Here is a 19102-nt window from a genome sequence, read left to right as displayed (position 1 = left end):
GCCGGAGGGCACGATCATGGGCCGGGTCGCCGGTGCAGCGCCGGCGGGCCACGAGACGGAAGGGGCCCGGTGTCCGAGCAGTTGTCGCCACGCACGGCCACCGTGCCCACCCCGCGCGCCGGGGCGGCCGCATGACCCGCGCCGCGGTGCTGGGCGCCGGCTCCTGGGGCACCACCTTCGCCAAGGTGCTCGCCGACGCCGGGTGCTCGGTGACGCTGCACGCCCGCCGTCCCGAGCTGGCCGCGACGATCACCGCGAGCCGGGAGAACGCCGACTACCTGCCGGGGGTGCGGCTGCCCGACGCGGTGCGCGCCACCGGTGACGCGGCCGAGGCGCTCGACGGTGCCGAGGTCGTCGTGCTGGCCGTGCCCAGCCAGACGCTGCGGGCCAACCTCACCGACTGGGCGCCGCTGCTGCCCGCCGACTCCTCGCTGCTGTCGCTGATGAAGGGCGTCGAGCTCGGCACGACCAAGCGGATGAGCGAGGTGATCCGCGAGGTCACCGGCGCCGGTGCCGACCGGGTGGCGGCGCTGTCCGGGCCCAACCTCGCCCGGGAGATCGCCGAGGAGCAGCCCTCGGCCACGGTGATCGCCTGCTCCGACGACGACCGGGCCGCGGCGCTGCAGGCGGCCTGCCACACCCGCTACTTCCGGCCGTACACCAACCCGGACCTGGTCGGCTGCGAGCTGGGCGGCGCGGTCAAGAACGTCATCGCGCTGGCCTGCGGGGTCGCCGCCGGCCTCGGCTTCGGGGACAACACGCGCGCCTCGCTGATCACCCGCGGTCTCGCCGAGACCGCCCGGCTGGGCATCGCCCTCGGCGCCGACGTGACCACCTTCGCCGGGCTGGCCGGGCTGGGCGACCTGGTCGCCACCTGCTCCTCACCGCTGTCGCGCAACCGCACCTTCGGTGAGCACCTCGGGCAGGGCATGTCCGTCGCCGAGGTGGAGCAGATCACCCGGCAGACCGCCGAGGGCGTGAAGAGCTGCCGCTCGGTGCTGGACCTGGCCCGCGCGCACGGGGTCGACGTGCCGATCACCGAGGCGGTGGTCCGGGTCTGCCACGAGGGCGAGTCCGCCGCCCAGATGGTGCGCGAGATGATGTCCCGAGAGGCCAAGCCGGAGTAGCTCCCCGGGGGCGCCGTCGCACACCCGTGGAGGACCGTCCGTGACCACTCCTGACCTGCCCGCCGACCTCGGCGACGGCACCCGGCTGGTCCACGCCGGTGACGACCCGGCGGTGCCGGGCACCCCGCTCCGGCCGTCGCCGGTCTTCGCCGCGCCGTACCACCTCGGGGACGAGGCCCCCGGCTGGCAGGGCGCCGACGGCTACGCCCGCCCGGACAACCCGACGCTGCGGGTGTTCGAACGTGCGGTCGGCGAGCTCGACGGCGGCGACTGCCTGTCCTTCGCCACCGGCATGGCGGCGATCAGCTCCGCCGTCCTGGCACTGGTCGGCCCCGGCGACCGGGTCGTGCTGCCGTCGGACGGCTACTACGCCACCCGGGTGCTCGCCCGCGACGAGCTGGCCCGCTTCGGTGTCCAGGTGCAGCTGGTGCCCACCCTGGAGATCGAGGACGTCGCCGCCCGCGGGGACCTCGACGGCGCCCGGCTGGTGCTGCTGGAGACCCCCAGCAACCCGCAGCTGGACGTCTGCGACATCGTCGCCGTCGCCCGGGCCACCCAGGCGGCGGGTGCGCTGCTGGTGGTGGACAACACCACGGCCTCGCCGATCGGCCAGCGCCCGCTGGCCCTGGGGGCGGACGTCACCGTGGGCTCGGACACCAAGGCCCTGACCGGGCACAGCGACGTGCTGCTCGGGCACGTCAGCACGGCCCGCACCGAGCGCGGCCGGGAGCTGCACACCCGGATCGCCGCGTGGCGTAAGACCACCGGCAACACCCCCGGGGCGTTCGAGGCGTGGCTGGCCCACCGGTCCATGGGCACCCTGGACCTGCGGCTGGCCCGGCAGGCCGCCAACGCCGCGGCGCTGTCGGAGCTGCTGGCCGCTCACCCGGCGGTCACTGGCGTCCGGTGGCCCTGGCGGCCGCAGGACCCGTCGTTCGCGCTGGCGACCCGGCAGATGCTGCGCCCCAACGGCGTGGTGTCCGCCGAGCTCGCCGACGAGGCCGCCGTGGCGCAGCTGGTGCGCAGCAGCCGGCTCGTCGCGGCGGCGACCAGCTTCGGCGGGATCCACACCACGGTCGACCGGCGGGCCCAGTGGGGCGGGGACGCCGTCCCGGCCGGCTTCGTGCGGTTCTCCTGCGGCATCGAGGACACCGCCGACCTGGTGGCCGACCTGACTTCCGCGCTCGGGACCCTCGGCTAGGGTCGGCGCGATGACCGGGAAGGCGCGTAGGACCAGGGTCGCTGTCGTCTTCGGCGGGCGGAGCGCGGAGCACGCGATCTCCTGCGTGTCGGCCGGGAGCGTGCTCGCCGCGCTGGACCCGGAGCGGTACGAGGTGGTGCCGGTCGGCATCACCCGGGACGGCCGCTGGCTGCTGCACGACGGCAAGGCCCTGGCCATCGACGGCGGACAGCTGCCCGAGGTCACCGACGGCACCGCGGTGTCGCTGGTGGGCGACCCGGCCGGCCGCGGGCTGGCGGTGCTGGACGCCGGGCAGGTGATCGGCCGGCTCACCGAGGTCGACGTCGTCTTCCCGGTGCTGCACGGCGCCTACGGGGAGGACGGCACCATCCAGGGCCTGCTGGAGATGTCCGGGCTGCCCTACGTCGGCTCCGGGGTCTTCGCCAGCGCCGCCTCGATGGACAAGGAGTTCACCAAGAAGCTGCTCACCGCGGCGGGCATCCCGCAGGGTGACCACGTGGTGCTCCGCGACGCGGACGGTGCGGTCTGCCCCGACCCGACCGTGCTGGACCAGGCGGCCCGGGAGCGGCTGGGTCTGCCGGTCTTCGTCAAGCCCTCCCGCGCCGGCTCCAGCATCGGCATCACCAAGGTCACCGACTGGGCGCAGTTCCCGGCCGCCGTCGCGACGGCGGCCGCGGTCGACCCGAAGGTCGTGGTCGAGGCCGCGGTGCCCGGCCGGGAGATCGAGTGCGGCGTGCTCGCCGCGCCCGGCTCCGGGCCGCCCGAGGCCAGCGTGCCGGCGGAGATCCGGCTCCGGCCCGGCACCGACTGGTACGACTTCAGCGTCAAGTACGTCGACGGGGCCGTCGACATCGACGTCCCCGCCGACCTGACGCCCGAGCAGGTCACCCGGATCCAGGACGTGTCCCGGCGTGCCTACCTGGCGCTGGACTGCCGCGGTCTTGCCCGGGTCGACTTCTTCCTCGGCACCGACCCCGACACAGGAGCCGACCGGCTGGTGGTCAACGAGGTGAACACCATGCCCGGCTTCACCCCGACGTCGATGTTCCCGCAGGTGTGGGCCGCCTCCGGGGTGAGCTACCCGGAACTGGTCGACCGGCTGGTGGCCGGTGCCCTGGCCGGACAGCTGCCGGTCACCAGCCCGGCCGCGACCGTCTCGCCGGACGGCGCCGTGCTGGGCGCCGGATGACCTCGCGGCGGCTGCTGCCTCGCGCCACGGCCGCAGTGCTGCTGCTGGTCGCCCCGGTGTGTGCCGGCTGCTCGTCCTCGGAGGCCGTGCCGGCACCGCAGGCCGCGACGACGGCGGCGACCCCGGCCAGCCCGGCCGAGCTGGAGGCGTTGCTGGTCGACGACGTCCCGTCCGGGCTGCCGCGGGTGCCCGACGACGAGCTGGTCCCGCCGGCGGGGGAGAAGACGATCGACGACGTCGCCCGCTACGGGCAGGACGCGCAGCGCGAGCAGGAGGTGCTCGCCGACTACGGGTACACCCGCGGCTGGGAGCGCTTCTGGCGGTCGGAGGAGGAGCTGACCAGCGTCTTCCTCGACCAGTTCGCCGACCCGTCCGGCGCCGTCACCTACGCCGACGACCTGGCCCGCAACGACGCCGAGCACTACGGCGGTGTGCTGGACCGCTCCCCGGCGGGGCTGCCGGACGACTGCGTGCTGCTCGCCCAGGACGACCCGGCTCCCCAGCACCGGATGGCCGGCCCGGCGGTCTTCGCCTGGTGCTCCGCCGGGGTCTTCACCGTCGCGGTCGCCGCCGTCGCCGACACCGAGGAGGAGGCGCGCCGCGAGCTGGAGGCGGTCACCACCGCGCAGCTCGACCGGCTCCCGGCCGGCTGAAGCGGCACGGTGGCCCCCGTGCAGGGTCCCGCCGCGAGCTTGCGAGTGGCGGGGGGCACGGGGGTCCTTCTTCAGTCGGGCAGTGGTGCCGGGGTCGGCTCGGTGTAGGGGATCGAGCCGGCGATGAGCGGGCTCAGCGCGGTGGGGGCGGCGCTGTCGGAGCTGGCCGGCACGCGCACCTGGACCGGGACGTTGCGGTCGACCGTCGTCCACACGTAGACGTCGGGGTCGGTGGTGTCGACGAACCACTCCACGCCGGAGACCACGAGTGTCTGCGGGCCGCCCACCACGTAGCCGGCCGGTGGTTCGGCGCCGCAGACCAGCACGGTCGCCGGGTCGCCCCAGGCGTAGGCGAACGGGCTGTCGGAGTCGACCGGGCGCGACGTCTCCTCGGCCAGGTCGAGCGGCAGCTGGCCCATCAGCGCCGGGCAGGCCAGGTCGGCCTCCGGGGTGATCGGCGGGGTGTCGACGGGCAGCGCCGGCAGGTCGGCGCGCGGCGCCGAGGTCGTGCCGGAGATCTCCGCGACCGCGCCCGGCTCGTCCTCGGCGTCGGTGCCGCGGCCGACCACGTTGACCAGCACCAGCAGGACGACCACCAGTGGCACCAGGACGGCGGTGGCGATCAGCGCCGCCCGCCGCAACGGGTCGGGAGGCGGCGCGGCGGGCTGGTCGGGGGCGGGGGTGCTCAAGCGGCTCAGAGGTTGACGACGGGGCAGGTCAGCGTGCGGGTGATGCCGTCGACGGACTGCACCCGGGCCACCACGAGCCGGCCGAGCTCGTCGACGGTGTTCGCCTCGGCCCGCACGATGACGTCGTAGGGGCCGGTGACGTCCTCGGCCTTGGTCACGCCGGCGATCTCGCTGATGCTCGCGGCGACCGCGGCTGCCTTGCCGACTTCGGTCTGGATCAGGATGTAGGCGTGGACCACGGGTTGACCTTCCTCGGGCAGTGCCTCGACGCCGGCTGGCACGTCGGCAACGGCTGGGGGTGCGACCGGCCTGCCGAGCAGCGGGCCGATCGGCAACGTACCCCAGTCGGGGGGAGTGACCGATGACTCGGCCCCGCCCCCTGGGCCTCCGGCCCGACCCGGACGACAGCGTCGGCGCGATCGGGGAGTTCGCCCTCATCGACCGGGTCGTGGCCCGCTCCGGTGCCGCTGCGGTGGCCGACGTGGGCCCCGGTGACGACGCCGCGGTGCTGCGCACCCCCGACGGTCGGGTGGTGGCCTGCACCGACGTCCTGGTGGAGGGGCGACACTTCCGCCGCGACTGGTCCTCGGCCGAGGACGTCGGGCACAAGGCGGCGGCGGCCAACCTGGCCGACGTCGCCGCCATGGGAGCGGTGCCGACCGCCCTGCTGGTCGGGCTCGCCTGCCCGGCGGACACCCCGGCCGGCTGGCTGGAGGGAGTCGCCGTCGGGATGGCCGCGGAGTGCGCCCCCTTCGGTGCGGCCGTGGTGGGTGGGGACACCTCGGCGAGCGCGCCGGACTCGCAGGCCGTCGTGCTGTCGGTGACGGCGCTGGGCGACCTGGGTGGTCGGGCCCCGGTGCTGCGCAGCGGTGCCCGGCCCGGGGACGTCGTCGCGGTCGCCGGACGGCTGGGCTGGTCGGCCTGCGGGCTGGCCGTGCTGCGCCGGGGCTTCTCCTCGCCGATCGCCGCGGTCCGTGCGCACCGCCGGCCGACCCCGCCCTACGCCGCCGGCCCGGCCGCCGCGGACGCCGGGGCGACCGCGATGTGCGACACCAGTGACGGGCTGCTCGCCGACGCCGGTCACCTGGCCGCCGACAGCGGGGTGCTGATCGAGCTGGACCGGGCCGCACTCCAGCAGGCGTTCGTCGACCCGGCCGGACCGCTCCCGCAGGTCGCGGCGGCGCTGGGCGGTGACCCGATGGCCTGGGTGCTGACCGGCGGTGAGGACCACGCGCTGGTGGCCACCTTCCCGGCCGGGGTGGACCTGCCGGACGGCTGGACGGTCGTCGGCGCGGTGCACGAGCCGGGCGACGCCGGGCCCGGCGTGCAGGTGGACGGGGTGCCCGCGAGCCGGGTGGCCGAGGAACTGGGGGAGGGGGCGGGGCATGTCCACTTCGGCTGAGCTGCGCGCCGTCGGGTACGCCGACCCGGTGGCCCAGCACCTGATCGAGCGGGTGCAGCAGGAGTACGTCGTCCGGTACGGCGGCCGGGACGCCGCGGTGGTGGACCCGGCGGAGTTCTCCCCGCCGCTGGGGCTGTTCCTGGTCGCCGAGGTCGACGGGGTGCCGGCCGGCTGCGGCGGCTGGCGGGCGCACGGGCACGGGGTCGCCGAGCTCAAGCGGATGTACGTCGAGCCCGGCTTCCGGCGCCGCGGGCTGGCCGCGCTGCTGCTGGCCGAGCTGGAGCGCACCGCGGCTGCAGCCGGGCACGAGCGGCTGCTGCTGAACTCCGGTGACCGGCAGCCCGAGGCCCTGGCGCTCTACGACCGGGCGGGGTACCACCCCGTGGCCGGCTACGGCATCTACGCGGACTCGCCCGAGGCGGTCTTCCTCGGCAAGGAGCTGGCCGCCGACCGGCCCGAGCCGGAGGAGGACGCATGGGCGTCGTGACCTTCTCGGCGTCCTTCGGCGCCGGCGGCGCGGAGATCGCCCCGGCCGTCGCCGAGCGGCTCGGCCTGCCCTTCCACGACCGGGTCATCCCGGCGCAGGTGGCGGGTCGGCTCGGGGTGCCGGTGGCCGAGGCCGAGGCCAACGACGAGACCATCACCCGCGGGCTGTGGCGGCTGGTCAGCTCGCTGGGCACGATGCCCGACCCGGTGGGCGGGGTGCTGCCCACCGGGTCGCTGCCCGACGAGCGGGCCTACCGGCAGCAGACCGAGTGGGTGCTGACCGAGATCGCCGCCGGCCCGGGGGGCGTCGTCCTCGGGCGGGCGGGGGCGATGGTGCTGCACGACCGGCCCGACGTCCTGCACGTGCGGTTGGACGGCCCGCCGGAGCGCCGGCTGGCCTCCGCGGTCGAGCACCTGGACCTGCCCGTCGAGGAGGTGCGCCGGGAGCAGGAGGCCTCCGACGCCGCCCGGACGGCGTACGTGCGGCACTTCTACCGCTGCGATCCGGCGGAGGCCCGGCACTACCACCTGGTGGTGGACAGCACGGCGCTGCCGCACGCCACCGTCGTCGACCTGGTGGTGACCGCGGCCCGGGCCCGCGGGATCGGCCGCTGAGCCGACCCGGGACGTGAGAAGACCCCGGAGGTCCGAGGACCTCCGGGGTCTTGTCAACTCAGTCGCGCCTGGTCTGCCGGCCCCCTGCAGGGTCCCGGCCCCGTCCAGCTCACCCCGAGCGTGCGAGGGGTGCGGAGGAGGGGGTGTTCCTTCAGGCCCGAGCGACCTTGCCCGCGCGGATGCACGAGGTGCAGACGTTCATGCGCTGGCGGCCACCGCCGGTCAGCGCGGCGCGGACGGACTGGATGTTCGGGTTCCAACGGCGCGGCGTGCGGCGGTGCGAGTGCGACACCGACATGCCGAAACCGGGGCCCTTGCCACACACATCGCACACGGCAGCCACGGTCGATCACTCCCAGAGAATTGGTCCAGCTGAAGTCAGGTCGCGTGCTCGGCGGAGACCCGGGGCGAGAGCCCAGGGCATGGTCCAGCCACGCACAACTGGAGACCACTGTAGCCGGTGCTCTCGTGCCGTGTCGGACCGCCCCGTCCCCGGGGGCAGAGGCGGCAGCGGGAGGTCCTGGGCGCCGGGTCGTGTCGGTGGGCCCCGGTACCCTCCGGCACGTGCTGGAGGCGCTGGACGAGGCCGCGGTCGGCCGGTGGAGCTCCGCCGTCGTCGACACGCTGACCCGAGCGCGCGGCCGGCTCGACGAGCTGAACGTCTTCCCCGTCCCCGACGGCGACACCGGCACCAACCTGCTGATGACGGCCCAGGCCGGGGACGCGGCGCTGACCAGCGCCGACGGCACCGAGTCCGCGTGGACCGTGCTGGCGCGCGGCGCCGTGCTGGGCGCCCGGGGCAACTCCGGGGTGATCCTGGCGCAGCTGCTGCGCGGCCTCGCCGACGGGCTGGCCGGCGCCCCACGCGTCGACGGGCCGGTGCTCGCCGATGCGCTGGCCGCGGCCGCCGGCGCCGCCTACGCCGCGGTCGCCGATCCGGCGGAGGGCACCTTCCTCACCGTGGCCCGGGCCGGCGCCGACGCGGCCACGGGCTCCGTCGCCGAGGGGCAGACCGCACTGGCCGACGTCGTCCGGGCAGCAGCCGAGGGCGCGCTCACCGCGCTGCGGGCGACCACCGGCCAGCTGGCCGCGCTGCGCGACGCCGGGGTGGTCGACGCCGGGGGTGCCGGCTGGTGTCTGGTGCTCGACGCGCTGGTCGGCACGGTCACCGGCACGACGCCGGCCCGCGCGCCGCTGGACGGGCGGCCCGCCCGCCCTCGCCGGTGGTCGGTGCCGGCCGCCCCCGCGCCGGGGCCGGGCAGCGAGGTGCAGTTCCTGCTCGCCGACTCCGACGACGCGGCCGTCGCCCGGCTGCAGGCCCGGCTGGCCGAGCTGGGCGACTGCCTGGTGGTCGTCGGGGTCGACACCCCGGACGGCCGGGAGTGGAACGTGCACGTCCACGTGAGCGACGTCGGCGCGGCGGTGGAGGCGGGCATCGAGGCAGGTCGGCCGCACCGGATCTCGGTGACCCCGCTGGCGCCGGTGCGGGCGCCGGCCGCCGCCGCAGGGGCGCGCGCCGTCCTCGCCCTGGCCTGTTCCGCCGGGCTCGCCGAGCTCTTCGGCACCGAGGGGGTCACCGTGCTGACCGCGCCGGTCGACGCGGTCGACGAGGACGCCGTCCTGCAGGCGGTGCTGGACACCGGGGCCGAGCAGGTCGTCGTGCTGCCCAACCACTGGGAGGTCACCGCGGTCACCGCCCGCGCCGCCGACCGGGCCCGCGAGGAGGGCCGGGACGTCGTGGTCGTCCCCACCCGGTCGGCCGTGCAGGGCCTCGCGGCGCTCGCCGTCGCCGACCCGGCCCGTCGGTTCGGTGACGACGTCATCGCCATGGCCGAGGCCGCAGCCGCGACCCGGTGGGCAGAGGTGACCGTCGCCGAGGAGGAGGCGCTGACCTCGGCCGGCCGCTGCGCTCCCGGGGACGTGCTGGGCAGCGCGGAGGGCGACGTCGTCGTGATCGGTGCCGACCCGGTGACCGTCGCCCGGGACCTGCTGGACCGGCTGCTGTCGGCGGGCGGGGAGATGGCCACCGTCGTCGTGGGGGAGGAGCCCGCGCTCGGCGATGCGGTGTGTGCCCACCTCTCGGCGGTGCACCCGACGGTCGAGGTCGTCCGGTACCCCGGCGGTGCCGGGGCGGTGCCCCTGCTGATCGGCGTCGAGTAGTGGCGATCTCCATGGACACCCCGCTGACCCGGGTGCTCGGCCCGAAGACCGCGAAGGTCATGGCCGAGCAGCTGGCCCTGCACACGGTGCGCGACCTGCTGCGGCACTACCCCCGCCGCTACGCCCGGCGCGGGGAGATGACCCGGCTCGACGGCCTGGAGGTCGGCGACCGGGTGACCGTGCTGGCCCAGGTGAAGAGCGTGAGCACCCGGCGGATGCAGCAGCGCCGCGGGACGCTCACCGAGGTGACCGTCGGCGACGGCGCGGGCAGCATGCGGCTGGTCTTCTTCAACAACCGGCACGCGCACCTCGACGTCGGCGAGTGGGGGCTGTTCGCCGGCACCGTGGGGCTGTGGCGGGGCGACAAGCAGTTCACCCACCCCGACTGCCACATCATCACCGGAGACGACGACGACTGGGCGCGGGCGATGGTGCCCCTCTACCCGGCGAGCAAGGACGTCTCGAGCTGGGTGGTCCAGAAGTCGGTCAAGCTGCTGATGGACGACGCCCGCTCGCTGGAGCAGCTCCTCGACGACCCGATCCCGGCATCCGTCCGCGAGCGGCACGGCCTGGTCGACCTGGCCACGGCGCTGCGGCAGAAGCACCGGCCGGAGAGCCAGGAGCAGGTCGACGAGGCCGACGAGCGGCTCAAGTGGGACGAGGCGCTCGTCCTGCAGGCGACGCTGGCCGCCCGCCGCCGGGCCGCCGCACTCGAGCCGGGGATCGCCCGGCCACCGCGCAGCGGTGGGCTGCTGGACGCGGTCGACGCCGCCCTGCCGTTCTCGCTGACCGACGGCCAGCGCGAGGTCGGCGAGGAGCTGGCCGCCGAGCTGGCCCGCGAGCAGCCGATGAACCGGCTGCTGCAGGGCGAGGTCGGGTCGGGCAAGACGGTGGTCGCGCTGCGGGCGATGGCGCAGGTCGTCGACGCCGGTGGGCAGGCCGCGCTGCTCGCCCCCACCGAGGTGCTCGCCGCCCAGCACGCCCGCAGCCTGGCGGCGATCCTGGGCCCGCTGGGGCGTGCCGGGGAGCTCGACGGGGACCCGACCGGCACCCGGGTGGTGCTGCTCACCGGTTCGCAGAAGGCCGCCGTCCGCCGGGAGGCGCGGGCCGCGGTCGCCGACGGCAGCGCCGGCATCGTCGTGGGCACCCACGCACTGCTGCAGGAGGGCGTCGAGTTCGCCGACCTGGGGCTGGTCGTCGTCGACGAGCAGCACCGGTTCGGGGTGGAGCAGCGGGACGCGCTGCGCGCCAAGGGCACGAAGCCGCCGCACGTGCTGGTGATGACCGCCACCCCGATCCCGCGCACCGTGGCGATGACCGTCTACGGCGACCTGGAGACCTCCACGCTGCGTCAGCTCCCGGCCGGCCGTGGCGGGGTGTCCAGCTCGGTCGTCCCGCTGGGGGAGAAGCCGGCCTGGCTGGACCGCGCCTGGGCGCGGGTCCGCGAGGAGGTGGCGGCCGGCCGGCAGGTCTACGTCGTGTGCCCCCGGATCGGCGACCTCGAGGACGGCGGCAAGGGCGACGACGGGCCGGACGACGCGGACGGCGCGCCGCCACCGGAGGAGAAGGGTGGGACCAGCGACAAGCGCCCGCCGCTCGCGGTGCTCGACGTCGCCGAGGGGCTGCGCACCGGCCCGCTGTCGTCGCTGCGGGTGGAGGTGCTGCACGGCCGGATGCCACCGGAGGAGAAGGAGGCCCGGATGCGCGCCTTCGCCGCCGCAGAGGTCGACGTCCTGGTCGCCACCACCGTGGTCGAGGTCGGGGTCGACGTGCCCAACGCCACGGTCATGGTGGTGATGGACGCCGACCGGTTCGGCGTCAGCCAGCTGCACCAGCTGCGCGGCCGGGTGGCCCGCGGGAAGCACGCCGGGCTGTGCCTGCTGGTCACCGAGGCACCCAGCACCTCACCGACCGGGCAGCGGCTGGCCGCGGTCGCCTCCACCACCGACGGCTTCGCCCTCGCCCGGCTCGACCTGGAGACCCGCCGGGAGGGTGACGTCCTCGGCGCGGCCCAGTCCGGCCGTCGCTCGAACGTGAAGCTGCTGTCCCTGCTGCACGACGAGGCGCTCATCGCCGAGGCCAGGGTGGAGGCCACGGCGCTGGTCGAGCAGGGCGGCGGCCTCGCCGACCACCCCGAGCTGGCCGCCGCCGTCGCCGCCCTGGCCCTGGACGAGCGCGCCACCTACCTGGAGAAGGCGTGAAGGACCCCCTGCCCCCCACCACTCGCGAGCTCGTGGCGGGCCCCTGCAGGGGGCCGAGGGCATGACGCGGCTGATCGCAGGGGTCGCGGGTGGCCGCCGGCTCAAGGTCCCCCGGACCGGGGTCAGGCCCACCGGCGACCGCGCCCGGGAGGGCCTGTTCAACTCCCTCGGGTCGCTGCTGGACGTCGAGGGCGCCCGGGTGCTCGACCTCTACGCGGGCTCCGGTGCGCTCGGGCTGGAGGCGCTGTCGCGTGGGGCGGCGGAGGCGGTCTTCGTCGAGTCCGGGGGCGGGGTGCTGCCGGTGCTGCGCGCCAACATCGCCGCCGTGGGTCTGCCCGGTGCCGTGGTGCTGCCCGGCAGCGTGCCGACGGTCGTCGGGGGTCGGCCCCCGGCCGCCTTCGACCTGGTGTTCGCCGACCCGCCCTACTCCACCCCCGACGAGGAGGTGCTGGGCGTGCTCGGTTCGCTGGTCGACGGGGGTTGGCTGGCCCCGGACGCCGTCGTCGTGGTGGAGCGGTCCAGTCGCGACCACCCCTTCGTGTGGCCGACACCCTTCGACGGACTGCGTGATCGGCGGTACGGAGAGGCGGTGCTCCGGTACGGTCGCTTGTCGTGAGGCGAGCGGTCTGTCCCGGTTCGTTCGACCCGGTCACCAACGGCCATGTCGACGTGATCGCGCGCGCCTCCGGCCTGTACGACGAGCTGGTCGTCGCGGTGCTGGTCAACCCGGGCAAGGCGGGCCTGTTCGACGTCGACGAGCGGATGTCGCTGCTGCGCGAGGCGGTCGTCGACCTGCCCAACGTCACGGTCGACAGCTTCGAGGGCCTGCTCGTCGACTACTGCCTGGCCAACCAGATCCCGGTCATCGTCAAGGGCCTGCGGGCCGTCGGTGACTTCGAGTACGAGCTGCAGATGGCCCAGATGAACCGTGAGCTCGCCGCGGTCGAGACGCTGTTCGTGCCCACCGCACCGCAGGTCGGGCACCTGTCCTCCAGCCTGGTCAAGCAGATCGCCCGCTTCGGCGGCGACGTGTCGTCCCTGGTCCCCAAGGCGGTCAACGACCGGCTGGTGGCCCAGACGAAGGGAAGGCAGTCGTGACGGAGGTCGTGTACCGGCTCTACGAGACCGTCGACGAGCTGACGACGGTCATCGAGAACGCCCGCAGCGTGCCGATGTCCAGCTCCTGCATGGTGCCGCGCGACCACCTGCTCGACCTGCTCGACGACCTCCGGGAGAACCTCCCCGAGGAGGTCCAGCAGGCCGGGGCGATCGTCGAGCAGCGCGCCGAGATCCTGCAGCAGGCCCAGGCCGAGGCCGAGCGGCTCACCGGCCGCACCCGCAGCGAGAGCGAGCAGGTCGTCGTGGCCGCCCGCCGGCAGCGGGAGGAGCTGGTCGGCACCGCCCGCCGCCAGCGGGACGAGATCCTCACCCAGGCGCAGGCCCAGGCCGACGAGCTGCTCGCCAGCGCGGAGGAGGAGGCCGAGGAGCTGCTCGCCGAGGGTCGCCGGCTGCGCGACCAGCTGGTCCGGGACGGGCAGGAGCAGCGCGCCGAGCTGATCGCCGCCGGCCAGGCCGAGCACGAGCGACTGCTCACCGAGACCGAGGTGTACCGCACCGCGGTCGACCGGGCCGACGAGCTCGGTGCCCAGACCGTGGCCGAGGTGGCCCGGATGCGGGCCGAGGTCGACGACTACGTCGACAGCCGGCTGGCCGACTTCGGGAACACCCTGGCGCACATGGCGCGTTCGGTGGAGAAGGCCCGGGACAACCTCCGCAGCCCGTGACCGTTCCGCCCACCCCCTGACCGGGAAGGGCGAACCGGGGGATCGGGTAGGCTGGACGTCTGTCCGGCTGCTGCCGTCCCGCGTGCCCGTCCGGCGTGGGCCCCGCGCCGGCACCCCCACCATCGACGACGACGAGTACCGACATGCCTCCTTCCTCTGCGCGCTCCACGGGGCCGTCCTCCGACGCTGCGTCCACCGACGTCCGGCGTCCGGTCGGCGACCCCGTCGACAAGCCGCTCCCCACGCCGGCCGAGAAGGCCGCCGAGAAGGCCTGGAAGATCGACCTCCGGGAGCTCGGCCGCCGCGCCGGCTCGATGCGCGAGTGGGAGAAGACCCTCCCGGCCCTGAGCGGCTGGGGTGTGGAGATGATCGGCGTCCCCCAGGGCGCGCCGGTCGAGCTCCGCCTGCGCCTGGAGTCGGTGATGGAGGGCGTCCTGGTCAGCGGCCAGGTCGAGCTCCCGGTCACCGGCCAGTGCGCCCGCTGCCTCGACCCGGTCGAGGACACCCTGACGCTCGACGTCCAGGAGCTGTACGCCTACGCGGGCAGCACCACCGAGGCCACCAGCGGCGAGGACGAGGTGCGCCGCATCGACGGCGACCGGCTCGACCTCGCTCCGCTGGTCCGTGACACCGTCGTCCTCACCCTGCCGTTGTCGCCCACCTGCCGGCCCGACTGCGCGGGCCTGTGCGTCGAGTGCGGCGAGCGGCTCGACGACCTCCCTGCCGACCACTCCCACGAGGTGCTCGACCCCCGGTGGGCAGGGCTCGCAGCCCGGTTCACCGAGACGGCCGACAGTGCCGACCCGACCGACAGCGCGGCCGGACCCCAGCCGGGGTCCACCCACCGCACCGACCCAGAGGAGAACTGACCGTGGCCGTTCCGAAGAGGAAGATGTCCCGGAGCAACACCCGTGCTCGCCGGTCGCAGTGGAAGGCCACGGCCCCCACGCTGGCGCCCTGCCCCAACGCGGCATGCCGTGAGCTCAAGCCGCCGCACCAGGCGTGCCCCACCTGCGGCCAGCACGACGGTCGCCAGGTCCTCTCGGTCTGACCTGCGCAGCTCCAGCGTGGCGCAGTCGACCAGCGCACCGGCGTCCTCGGTGCCGGGCTCCCTCCCCGGGGAGCCCGGGGCCCAGGACGCCGGAGTCCGTGCGCCCGCGGGTGGTGCCGCACACGCCGAACGGGCGGCCCGTTGGCTGCTCGACGCGCTGGGCCTGGAGCTCTCCGGTGACCTGCTCGCGCTGGCCCTGACCCACCGGTCCTACGCCTACGAGAACGGTGGGCTGCCGACCAACGAACGCCTGGAGTTCCTCGGCGACTCGGTGCTCGGCCTGGTGGTCACCGACGAGCTGTACCGCAGCCACCCCGACCTGCCCGAGGGGCAGCTGGCGAAGCTGCGTGCCTCGGTGGTCAACATGACCTCGCTGGCCCGCGTCTCCCGGTCCCTCGGCGAGGGGGGCATCGGGCCGCATCTGCTGCTGGGCCGGGGTGAACAGGCCACCGGCGGCCGGGAGAAGGACTCGATCCTCGCCGACGCGCTCGAGGCGTTGATCGGTGCCGTCCACCTCGGTCAGGGGCTGGACTCCGCGGCGGCGGTCGTGCACCGGCTGTTCGACCCGTTGCTGGCCGAGTCGGCCACCCGTGGCGCGGGCCTGGACTGGAAGACCAGCCTCCAGGAGCTCGGCGCGTCCCGGGGGTTGGGCGCACCGGTCTACGAGGTGGAGGACGACGGTCCCGACCACGCCAAGACCTTCACCGCCGCCGTGCTGCTGGCCGGTGAGGTGCGCGGATCGGGGGCCGGCAAGACGAAGAAGGCCGCCGAGCAGGAGGCCGCCGAGACGGCCTGGCGCGCCCTGTCGGCCGACGGCGGACCGACGCGGGACTGAGCCGTGCCGGAGCTGCCTGAGGTCGAGGTCGTCCGCCGGGGCCTGGAACGCTGGGTCGCCGGCCGGACGATCCGTCAGGTCGAGGTGCACCACCCCCGCGCGGTGCGCCGGCACCTGGAGGGCGCCGAGCACTTCGTCGCCGCGCTCACCGGCCGGACGCTCACCGCCGCACACCGTCGCGGCAAGTACCTCTGGCTGCCGCTGGCCGAGCCGGACGGCGCACCGTCCGGGCGGGCCCTCGTCGCCCACCTGGGCATGAGCGGGCAGCTGCTGGTGGAGAAGCCCGCCGAGCCCGACGAGGTGCACCTGCGGGCCCGGTTCCGGTTCACCGACGGCGGTCGTGAACTGCGCTTCGTCGACCAGCGGACCTTCGGTGGGCTGGCGGTCGAGGAGGCCCCGGGTGACGGGCTCCCGGCGCGGCTGGCGCACATCGCCACCGACCCCCTGGACCCCGGGTTCGACGTCGACGCCTTCAGCGCCGCCCTCCGCCGCCGGCACACCGAGGTCAAGCGGGCGCTGCTGGACCAGACGCTGATCGGCGGGGTGGGCAACATCTACGCCGACGAGTCGCTGTGGCGGGCCCGGTTGCACGGCGCCCGGTCCACCGACAAGCTCACCCGCGCCCAGGTGAGCGACCTGCTGGAGGGGGTGCGCGACGTGCTCGGCGAGAGCCTGGCGCAGGGCGGTACCTCCTTCGACTCGCTCTACGTCGACGTCAACGGGCAGAGCGGGTACTTCTCCCGCCACCTGGCCGTGTACGGCCAAGTGGACCGCCCGTGTCCACGGTGTGGCACGCCGATCCGCCGGGAGTCGTTCATGAACCGGTCCAGCTACAGCTGCCCGCAGTGCCAGCCCCGTCCGCGCGCCCGCTCGGTCCGATGAGCACGCCGCGGCGGGTGGTCGCGCTGGTCGACGGGCAGGTGCAGGGCGTCGGCTACCGGTGGTTCGTGCGCCAAACGGCGAGCGCGCGCGGGCTGACCGGGTCCGCGACGAACCTGCCCGACGGCCGGGTGGAGGTCGTCCTCGAGGGGCCGGACGACGACGTGCGGGTCGTGCTCGCCGAGCTCTCCGGGCCGCGTGCCCCGGGTTCGGTGACCGCGGTGGAGCACCGGGACGAGGACGTGCACGGGGTGCCGGACTTCACCGTGAGGTGACGAAGGCGACATCCCCCCGACACGGTGACGACCCCGCGCTGCCGTTGACCCAGGTCGTGGCTGGTGTCACCCTGAGGATGCCAGCCCGCGCAGACCGCCCTCCGGCGGTGCGACGGGACATCCCTCCTGCAGTGAAAGGCCGCTGAGCCATGGCCAAGGCCCTGTTCGGTTCCGTCGTCGCTCCGCACGAGCTTCGAGCAGCCGAGGAGAACGCCGCCCTCCGGGCGCAGGTGCGCCGGCTCGAGGCGCAGCTCGCCGCCCTCCGCGAGGAGCGGGACGCGGCGATCGCCCGCGAGCTGCTCACCATGGCCCACGAGTCGCCCGACCCCGTCCTCGCTTAGACCACCTCCGTCCCACCCACCTCTCCCGTGCACACCGGGAGGGGTGATCGGCGTGCCGTGGGTGAGGATGGGGCTGCCCTGCGCTGAGCAGGAACGTCGTACCTCCCCGGGAGTCTCTCCACCGTGCACCTGTCCAGCCTGACGCTCAAGGGCTTCAAGTCCTTCGCGTCGCCGACGACGCTGCGCCTGGAACGGGGCATCACCGCCGTCGTCGGGCCTAACGGCTCGGGCAAGTCCAACGTCGTCGACGCCATCGCCTGGGTGCTCGGTGAGCAGGGCGCCAAGAGCCTGCGTGGCGGCAAGATGGAGGACGTCATCTTCGCCGGCACCGCCGGCCGGCCGGCGCTGGGCCGCGCCGAGGTGACGCTCACGATCGACAACTCCGACGGCGCCCTGCCGATCGACTACACCGAGGTCTCGATCACCCGCCGCATGTACCGCTCCGGGGAGAGCGAGTACGAGATCAACGGCGACAAGGTGCGGCTGCTCGACGTCCAGGAGCTGCTCAGCGACTCCGGCATCGGCCGGGAGATGCACGTCATCGTCGGCCAGGGGCAGCTGGACGCCGTGCTGTCCGGTCGCCCGGAGGACCGGCGGGCCTTCGTCGAGGAGGCCGCCGGCGTCCTGAAGCACCGCAAGCGCAAGGAGAAGGCGCTCCGCAAGCTCGACGCGATGCAGGCCAACCTCGACCGCCTCGGCGACCTCACCGCCGAGCTGCGCCGGCAGCTGAAGCCGCTGGGCCGGCAGGCGGAGGTCGCCCGGCGCGCCGCCGGGGTCCAGGCCGACCTGCGCGACGCCCGGTTGCGGCTGCTCGCCGACGACCTGGTCGACCTGCGCGACGCGCTGGACGCCGACATCGCCGACGAGACCGCGGCCCGCGCCCGGCGGGCCACCGTCGAGGCGGCGCTGGGCGAGGCCGCCGGCAGCGAGTCGGCGCTGGAACGGCAGCTCGCCGCCGACGCCCCGGTGCTGGCCGCCGCCCAGGACAGCTGGTTCCGGCTGTCCACGCTCGCCGAGCGGTTCCGCAGCGTCGCCCAGCTCGCCGCCGAGCGGCACCGCCACCTCGCTGCGGTCCCCGCCGCCGCCCCCGGTGGCCGGGACCCTGACCAGCTGGACGCCGAGGCGGACCGGGTCGACGCCACCGAGCGTGAGCTGGCCGCCTCCCTGGCGGCCGAGCGGGCCCGGCTGGACACCGCCGTGGCCGTCCGCGGTGAGGTCGAGACGGCGCTGGCCGAGGCCGAACGTGCGCTGGTCGCCGCCGCCCGGGCACTGGCCGACCGGCGGGAGCAGCTGGCCCGCCTCTCCGGGCAGGTGGCCGCGGGGCGGTCCCGCGCCGCGGCCGGGGAGGCCGAGATCGAGCGGCTGGCCGCTGCCGCGACCGAGGCCGCCGACCGGGCCGAGGTCGCCACCGACCGGCTGACCGCCCGGCGCGACGAACTGAGCGCCGACGCCGGCGGGGACGAGGGGCTGGCCGCCGCGCACGCCGCCGCCGTCACCGCGCACGCCGAGGCCGCCCGAACGGTCACCGAGCTCGCCGCGGCCGAGCGCGCCGCCGAGCGTGACCGGGCCGGCTGGCAGGCGCGCCGGGACGCCCTCGCCCTCGGTCTGGCACCGGCCGACGGCGCCGCCGCGGTGCTCGCCGCCGCCCTGCCCGGGGTGCTGGGCCCGGTGCCCGACCGGCTGAGCGTCCAGGCCGGGGCCGAGGTCGCGCTGGCCGCCGCCCTCGGTGGGCTGGCCGACGCCGTCGTGGTCGCCGGGGTGGAGCAGGCGGCCGCGGTGCTCACCCACCTGGCCCGCAGCGACGGGGGTCGCGCGGGCCTGCTGGTCACCGGTGGCCTCCCGGCGGTCTCCCGGGACGGCTGGCCCGAGCTGCCCGCCGGCGCCCGCTGGGCCCTCGACCTGGTCGATGCCCCTGCGGAGCTCGCGCCGGCGCTGGCCCGGGCGCTGGAGCGGGTCGCCGTCGTCCCCGACCTGCCGGCCGCCGTCTCCCTCGTGCGCACCCACCCCCGCGTCCGGGCGGTCACCGACACCGGTGACCTGCTGGGCGCTGACTGGTCGGTGGGCGGCCAGGCCAACGCGCCCTCGGGGCTGGAGGTGCGCGCGCGGGTCGACGAGGCCGCCGCCGAGCTCGACCGGGCGGCCGCGCACGCCGTCCGGCTGGCCGACGAGCTGGCCCGGGCCCGCGAGGCCGCCACCGCCCGCTCGGCCGACGTC

The 19102-nt window shown here is 75.5% G+C and carries 22 protein-coding genes; 19 read left to right on the top strand and 3 right to left on the bottom strand.

The genetic code is table 11. From position 1 onward, the window contains the following. The first annotated feature begins 131 nt into the window (after nucleotides 1-131). From IN07_RS20790 to IN07_RS20775, 4 genes are read left to right on the top strand one after another with little or no spacing between them, the layout of a single operon-like run. The gene (locus tag IN07_RS20790; protein WP_036339975.1) at nucleotides 132-1127 is read left to right on the top strand and encodes an NAD(P)H-dependent glycerol-3-phosphate dehydrogenase; all 996 of its coding nucleotides are present in this window, start codon (nucleotides 132-134) and stop codon (nucleotides 1125-1127) included. Between the two features lie 40 nt (nucleotides 1128-1167). Continuing rightward, entirely contained in the window at nucleotides 1168-2328 is a 1161-nt protein-coding gene (locus IN07_RS20785; protein ID WP_036339973.1) for a cystathionine gamma-lyase, read from the top strand. Nucleotides 2329-2338: 10 nt separating this feature from the next. Beyond that, the gene (locus IN07_RS20780; protein WP_036339971.1) at nucleotides 2339-3517 is read left to right on the top strand and encodes a D-alanine--D-alanine ligase family protein; all 1179 of its coding nucleotides are present in this window, start codon (nucleotides 2339-2341) and stop codon (nucleotides 3515-3517) included. Continuing rightward, entirely contained in the window at nucleotides 3514-4170 is a 657-nt protein-coding gene (locus IN07_RS20775; protein WP_036339970.1) for a hypothetical protein, read from the top strand. The genes IN07_RS20780 and IN07_RS20775 overlap by 4 nt, the downstream gene beginning before the upstream one ends. A 71-nt stretch (nucleotides 4171-4241) precedes the next feature. Here the strand turns inward: IN07_RS20775 and IN07_RS20770 are convergent, their stop codons facing one another. Both IN07_RS20770 and IN07_RS20765 read right to left on the bottom strand, forming a co-directional pair. Further along, nucleotides 4242-4859 carry a DUF3515 family protein gene (locus tag IN07_RS20770; RefSeq protein WP_231558505.1) on the bottom strand — a complete coding sequence of 206 codons (618 nt, stop codon included), beginning with the start codon at nucleotides 4857-4859 and terminating at the stop codon, nucleotides 4242-4244. A 5-nt stretch (nucleotides 4860-4864) separates the two neighbouring features. Further along, nucleotides 4865-5098: an Lrp/AsnC ligand binding domain-containing protein gene (locus IN07_RS20765; RefSeq protein WP_014742398.1), complete on the bottom strand. Its 234-nt coding sequence runs from the start codon at nucleotides 5096-5098 to the stop codon at nucleotides 4865-4867. A 122-nt stretch (nucleotides 5099-5220) separates the two neighbouring features. On the opposite strand from IN07_RS20765, the gene IN07_RS20760 reads away from it, so the two are divergent. From IN07_RS20760 to IN07_RS20750, 3 genes are read left to right on the top strand one after another with little or no spacing between them, the layout of a single operon-like run. After that, a complete protein-coding gene (locus IN07_RS20760) occupies nucleotides 5221-6261 on the top strand; it encodes a thiamine-phosphate kinase (protein ID WP_052091585.1) in 1041 nt (346 codons plus the stop codon). Continuing rightward, nucleotides 6245-6748 carry a GNAT family N-acetyltransferase gene (locus IN07_RS20755; protein WP_036339969.1) on the top strand — a complete coding sequence of 168 codons (504 nt, stop codon included), beginning with the start codon at nucleotides 6245-6247 and terminating at the stop codon, nucleotides 6746-6748. Before IN07_RS20760 ends, IN07_RS20755 begins: the two co-directional genes overlap by 17 nt. Continuing rightward, entirely contained in the window at nucleotides 6736-7362 is a 627-nt protein-coding gene (locus IN07_RS20750) for a cytidylate kinase-like family protein (RefSeq protein ID WP_036339966.1), read from the top strand. Before IN07_RS20755 ends, IN07_RS20750 begins: the two co-directional genes overlap by 13 nt. Nucleotides 7363-7513: 151 nt before the next feature. Here the strand turns inward: IN07_RS20750 and rpmB are convergent, their stop codons facing one another. Continuing rightward, nucleotides 7514-7696 (bottom strand): 50S ribosomal protein L28, encoded by a 183-nt coding sequence (gene rpmB, locus IN07_RS20745; RefSeq protein ID WP_442928852.1) that lies wholly within the window; start codon nucleotides 7694-7696, stop codon nucleotides 7514-7516. A 230-nt stretch (nucleotides 7697-7926) separates the two neighbouring features. Between rpmB and IN07_RS20740 the strand changes: the two genes are divergently transcribed. From IN07_RS20740 to IN07_RS20690, 12 genes are all read left to right on the top strand, one after another. Further along, nucleotides 7927-9522, top strand: coding sequence for a DAK2 domain-containing protein (locus IN07_RS20740; RefSeq protein ID WP_036340446.1), 1596 nt, complete (start codon nucleotides 7927-7929; stop codon nucleotides 9520-9522). Between the two features lie 11 nt (nucleotides 9523-9533). After that, the gene (recG, locus tag IN07_RS20735) at nucleotides 9534-11723 is read left to right on the top strand and encodes an ATP-dependent DNA helicase RecG (protein WP_036340443.1); all 2190 of its coding nucleotides are present in this window, start codon (nucleotides 9534-9536) and stop codon (nucleotides 11721-11723) included. A gap of 61 nt (nucleotides 11724-11784) precedes the next feature. Further along, complete coding sequence (gene rsmD / locus IN07_RS20730; protein WP_036339961.1) at nucleotides 11785-12339, top strand: 16S rRNA (guanine(966)-N(2))-methyltransferase RsmD; 555 nt, start codon at nucleotides 11785-11787, stop codon at nucleotides 12337-12339. Continuing rightward, complete coding sequence (gene coaD, locus IN07_RS20725) at nucleotides 12336-12821, top strand: pantetheine-phosphate adenylyltransferase (protein WP_036339958.1); 486 nt, start codon at nucleotides 12336-12338, stop codon at nucleotides 12819-12821. Before rsmD ends, coaD begins: the two co-directional genes overlap by 4 nt. Next, nucleotides 12818-13507 (top strand): hypothetical protein, encoded by a 690-nt coding sequence (locus IN07_RS20720; protein WP_036339956.1) that lies wholly within the window; start codon nucleotides 12818-12820, stop codon nucleotides 13505-13507. Before coaD ends, IN07_RS20720 begins: the two co-directional genes overlap by 4 nt. Nucleotides 13508-13650: 143 nt before the next feature. Further along, the gene (locus tag IN07_RS20715; protein ID WP_052091584.1) at nucleotides 13651-14376 is read left to right on the top strand and encodes a YceD family protein; all 726 of its coding nucleotides are present in this window, start codon (nucleotides 13651-13653) and stop codon (nucleotides 14374-14376) included. Then, entirely contained in the window at nucleotides 14262-14558 is a 297-nt protein-coding gene (rpmF, locus tag IN07_RS27060; protein WP_456237888.1) for a 50S ribosomal protein L32, read from the top strand. The genes IN07_RS20715 and rpmF overlap by 115 nt, the downstream gene beginning before the upstream one ends. A gap of 16 nt (nucleotides 14559-14574) precedes the next feature. Further along, nucleotides 14575-15393 carry a ribonuclease III gene (rnc, locus tag IN07_RS20710; RefSeq protein WP_231558504.1) on the top strand — a complete coding sequence of 273 codons (819 nt, stop codon included), beginning with the start codon at nucleotides 14575-14577 and terminating at the stop codon, nucleotides 15391-15393. A 3-nt stretch (nucleotides 15394-15396) separates the two neighbouring features. After that, complete coding sequence (gene mutM / locus IN07_RS20705) at nucleotides 15397-16275, top strand: bifunctional DNA-formamidopyrimidine glycosylase/DNA-(apurinic or apyrimidinic site) lyase (RefSeq protein WP_036339954.1); 879 nt, start codon at nucleotides 15397-15399, stop codon at nucleotides 16273-16275. Next, complete coding sequence (locus tag IN07_RS20700) at nucleotides 16272-16547, top strand: acylphosphatase (protein WP_036340434.1); 276 nt, start codon at nucleotides 16272-16274, stop codon at nucleotides 16545-16547. The genes mutM and IN07_RS20700 overlap by 4 nt, the downstream gene beginning before the upstream one ends. Before the next feature lie 149 nt (nucleotides 16548-16696). Next, entirely contained in the window at nucleotides 16697-16888 is a 192-nt protein-coding gene (locus tag IN07_RS20695; protein WP_036339951.1) for a hypothetical protein, read from the top strand. 123 nt (nucleotides 16889-17011) lie between these two features. Further along, a partial coding sequence (locus IN07_RS20690; RefSeq protein ID WP_036339947.1) for a chromosome segregation SMC family protein occupies nucleotides 17012-19102 on the top strand: 2091 nt, incomplete at its 3' end.

Origin of the sequence: Modestobacter caceresii (assembly GCF_000761485.1) — a bacterium.
GTDB lineage: Bacteria > Actinomycetota > Actinomycetes > Mycobacteriales > Geodermatophilaceae > Modestobacter > Modestobacter caceresii.
This window is presented reverse-complemented; position numbering and strand designations above follow the sequence as displayed.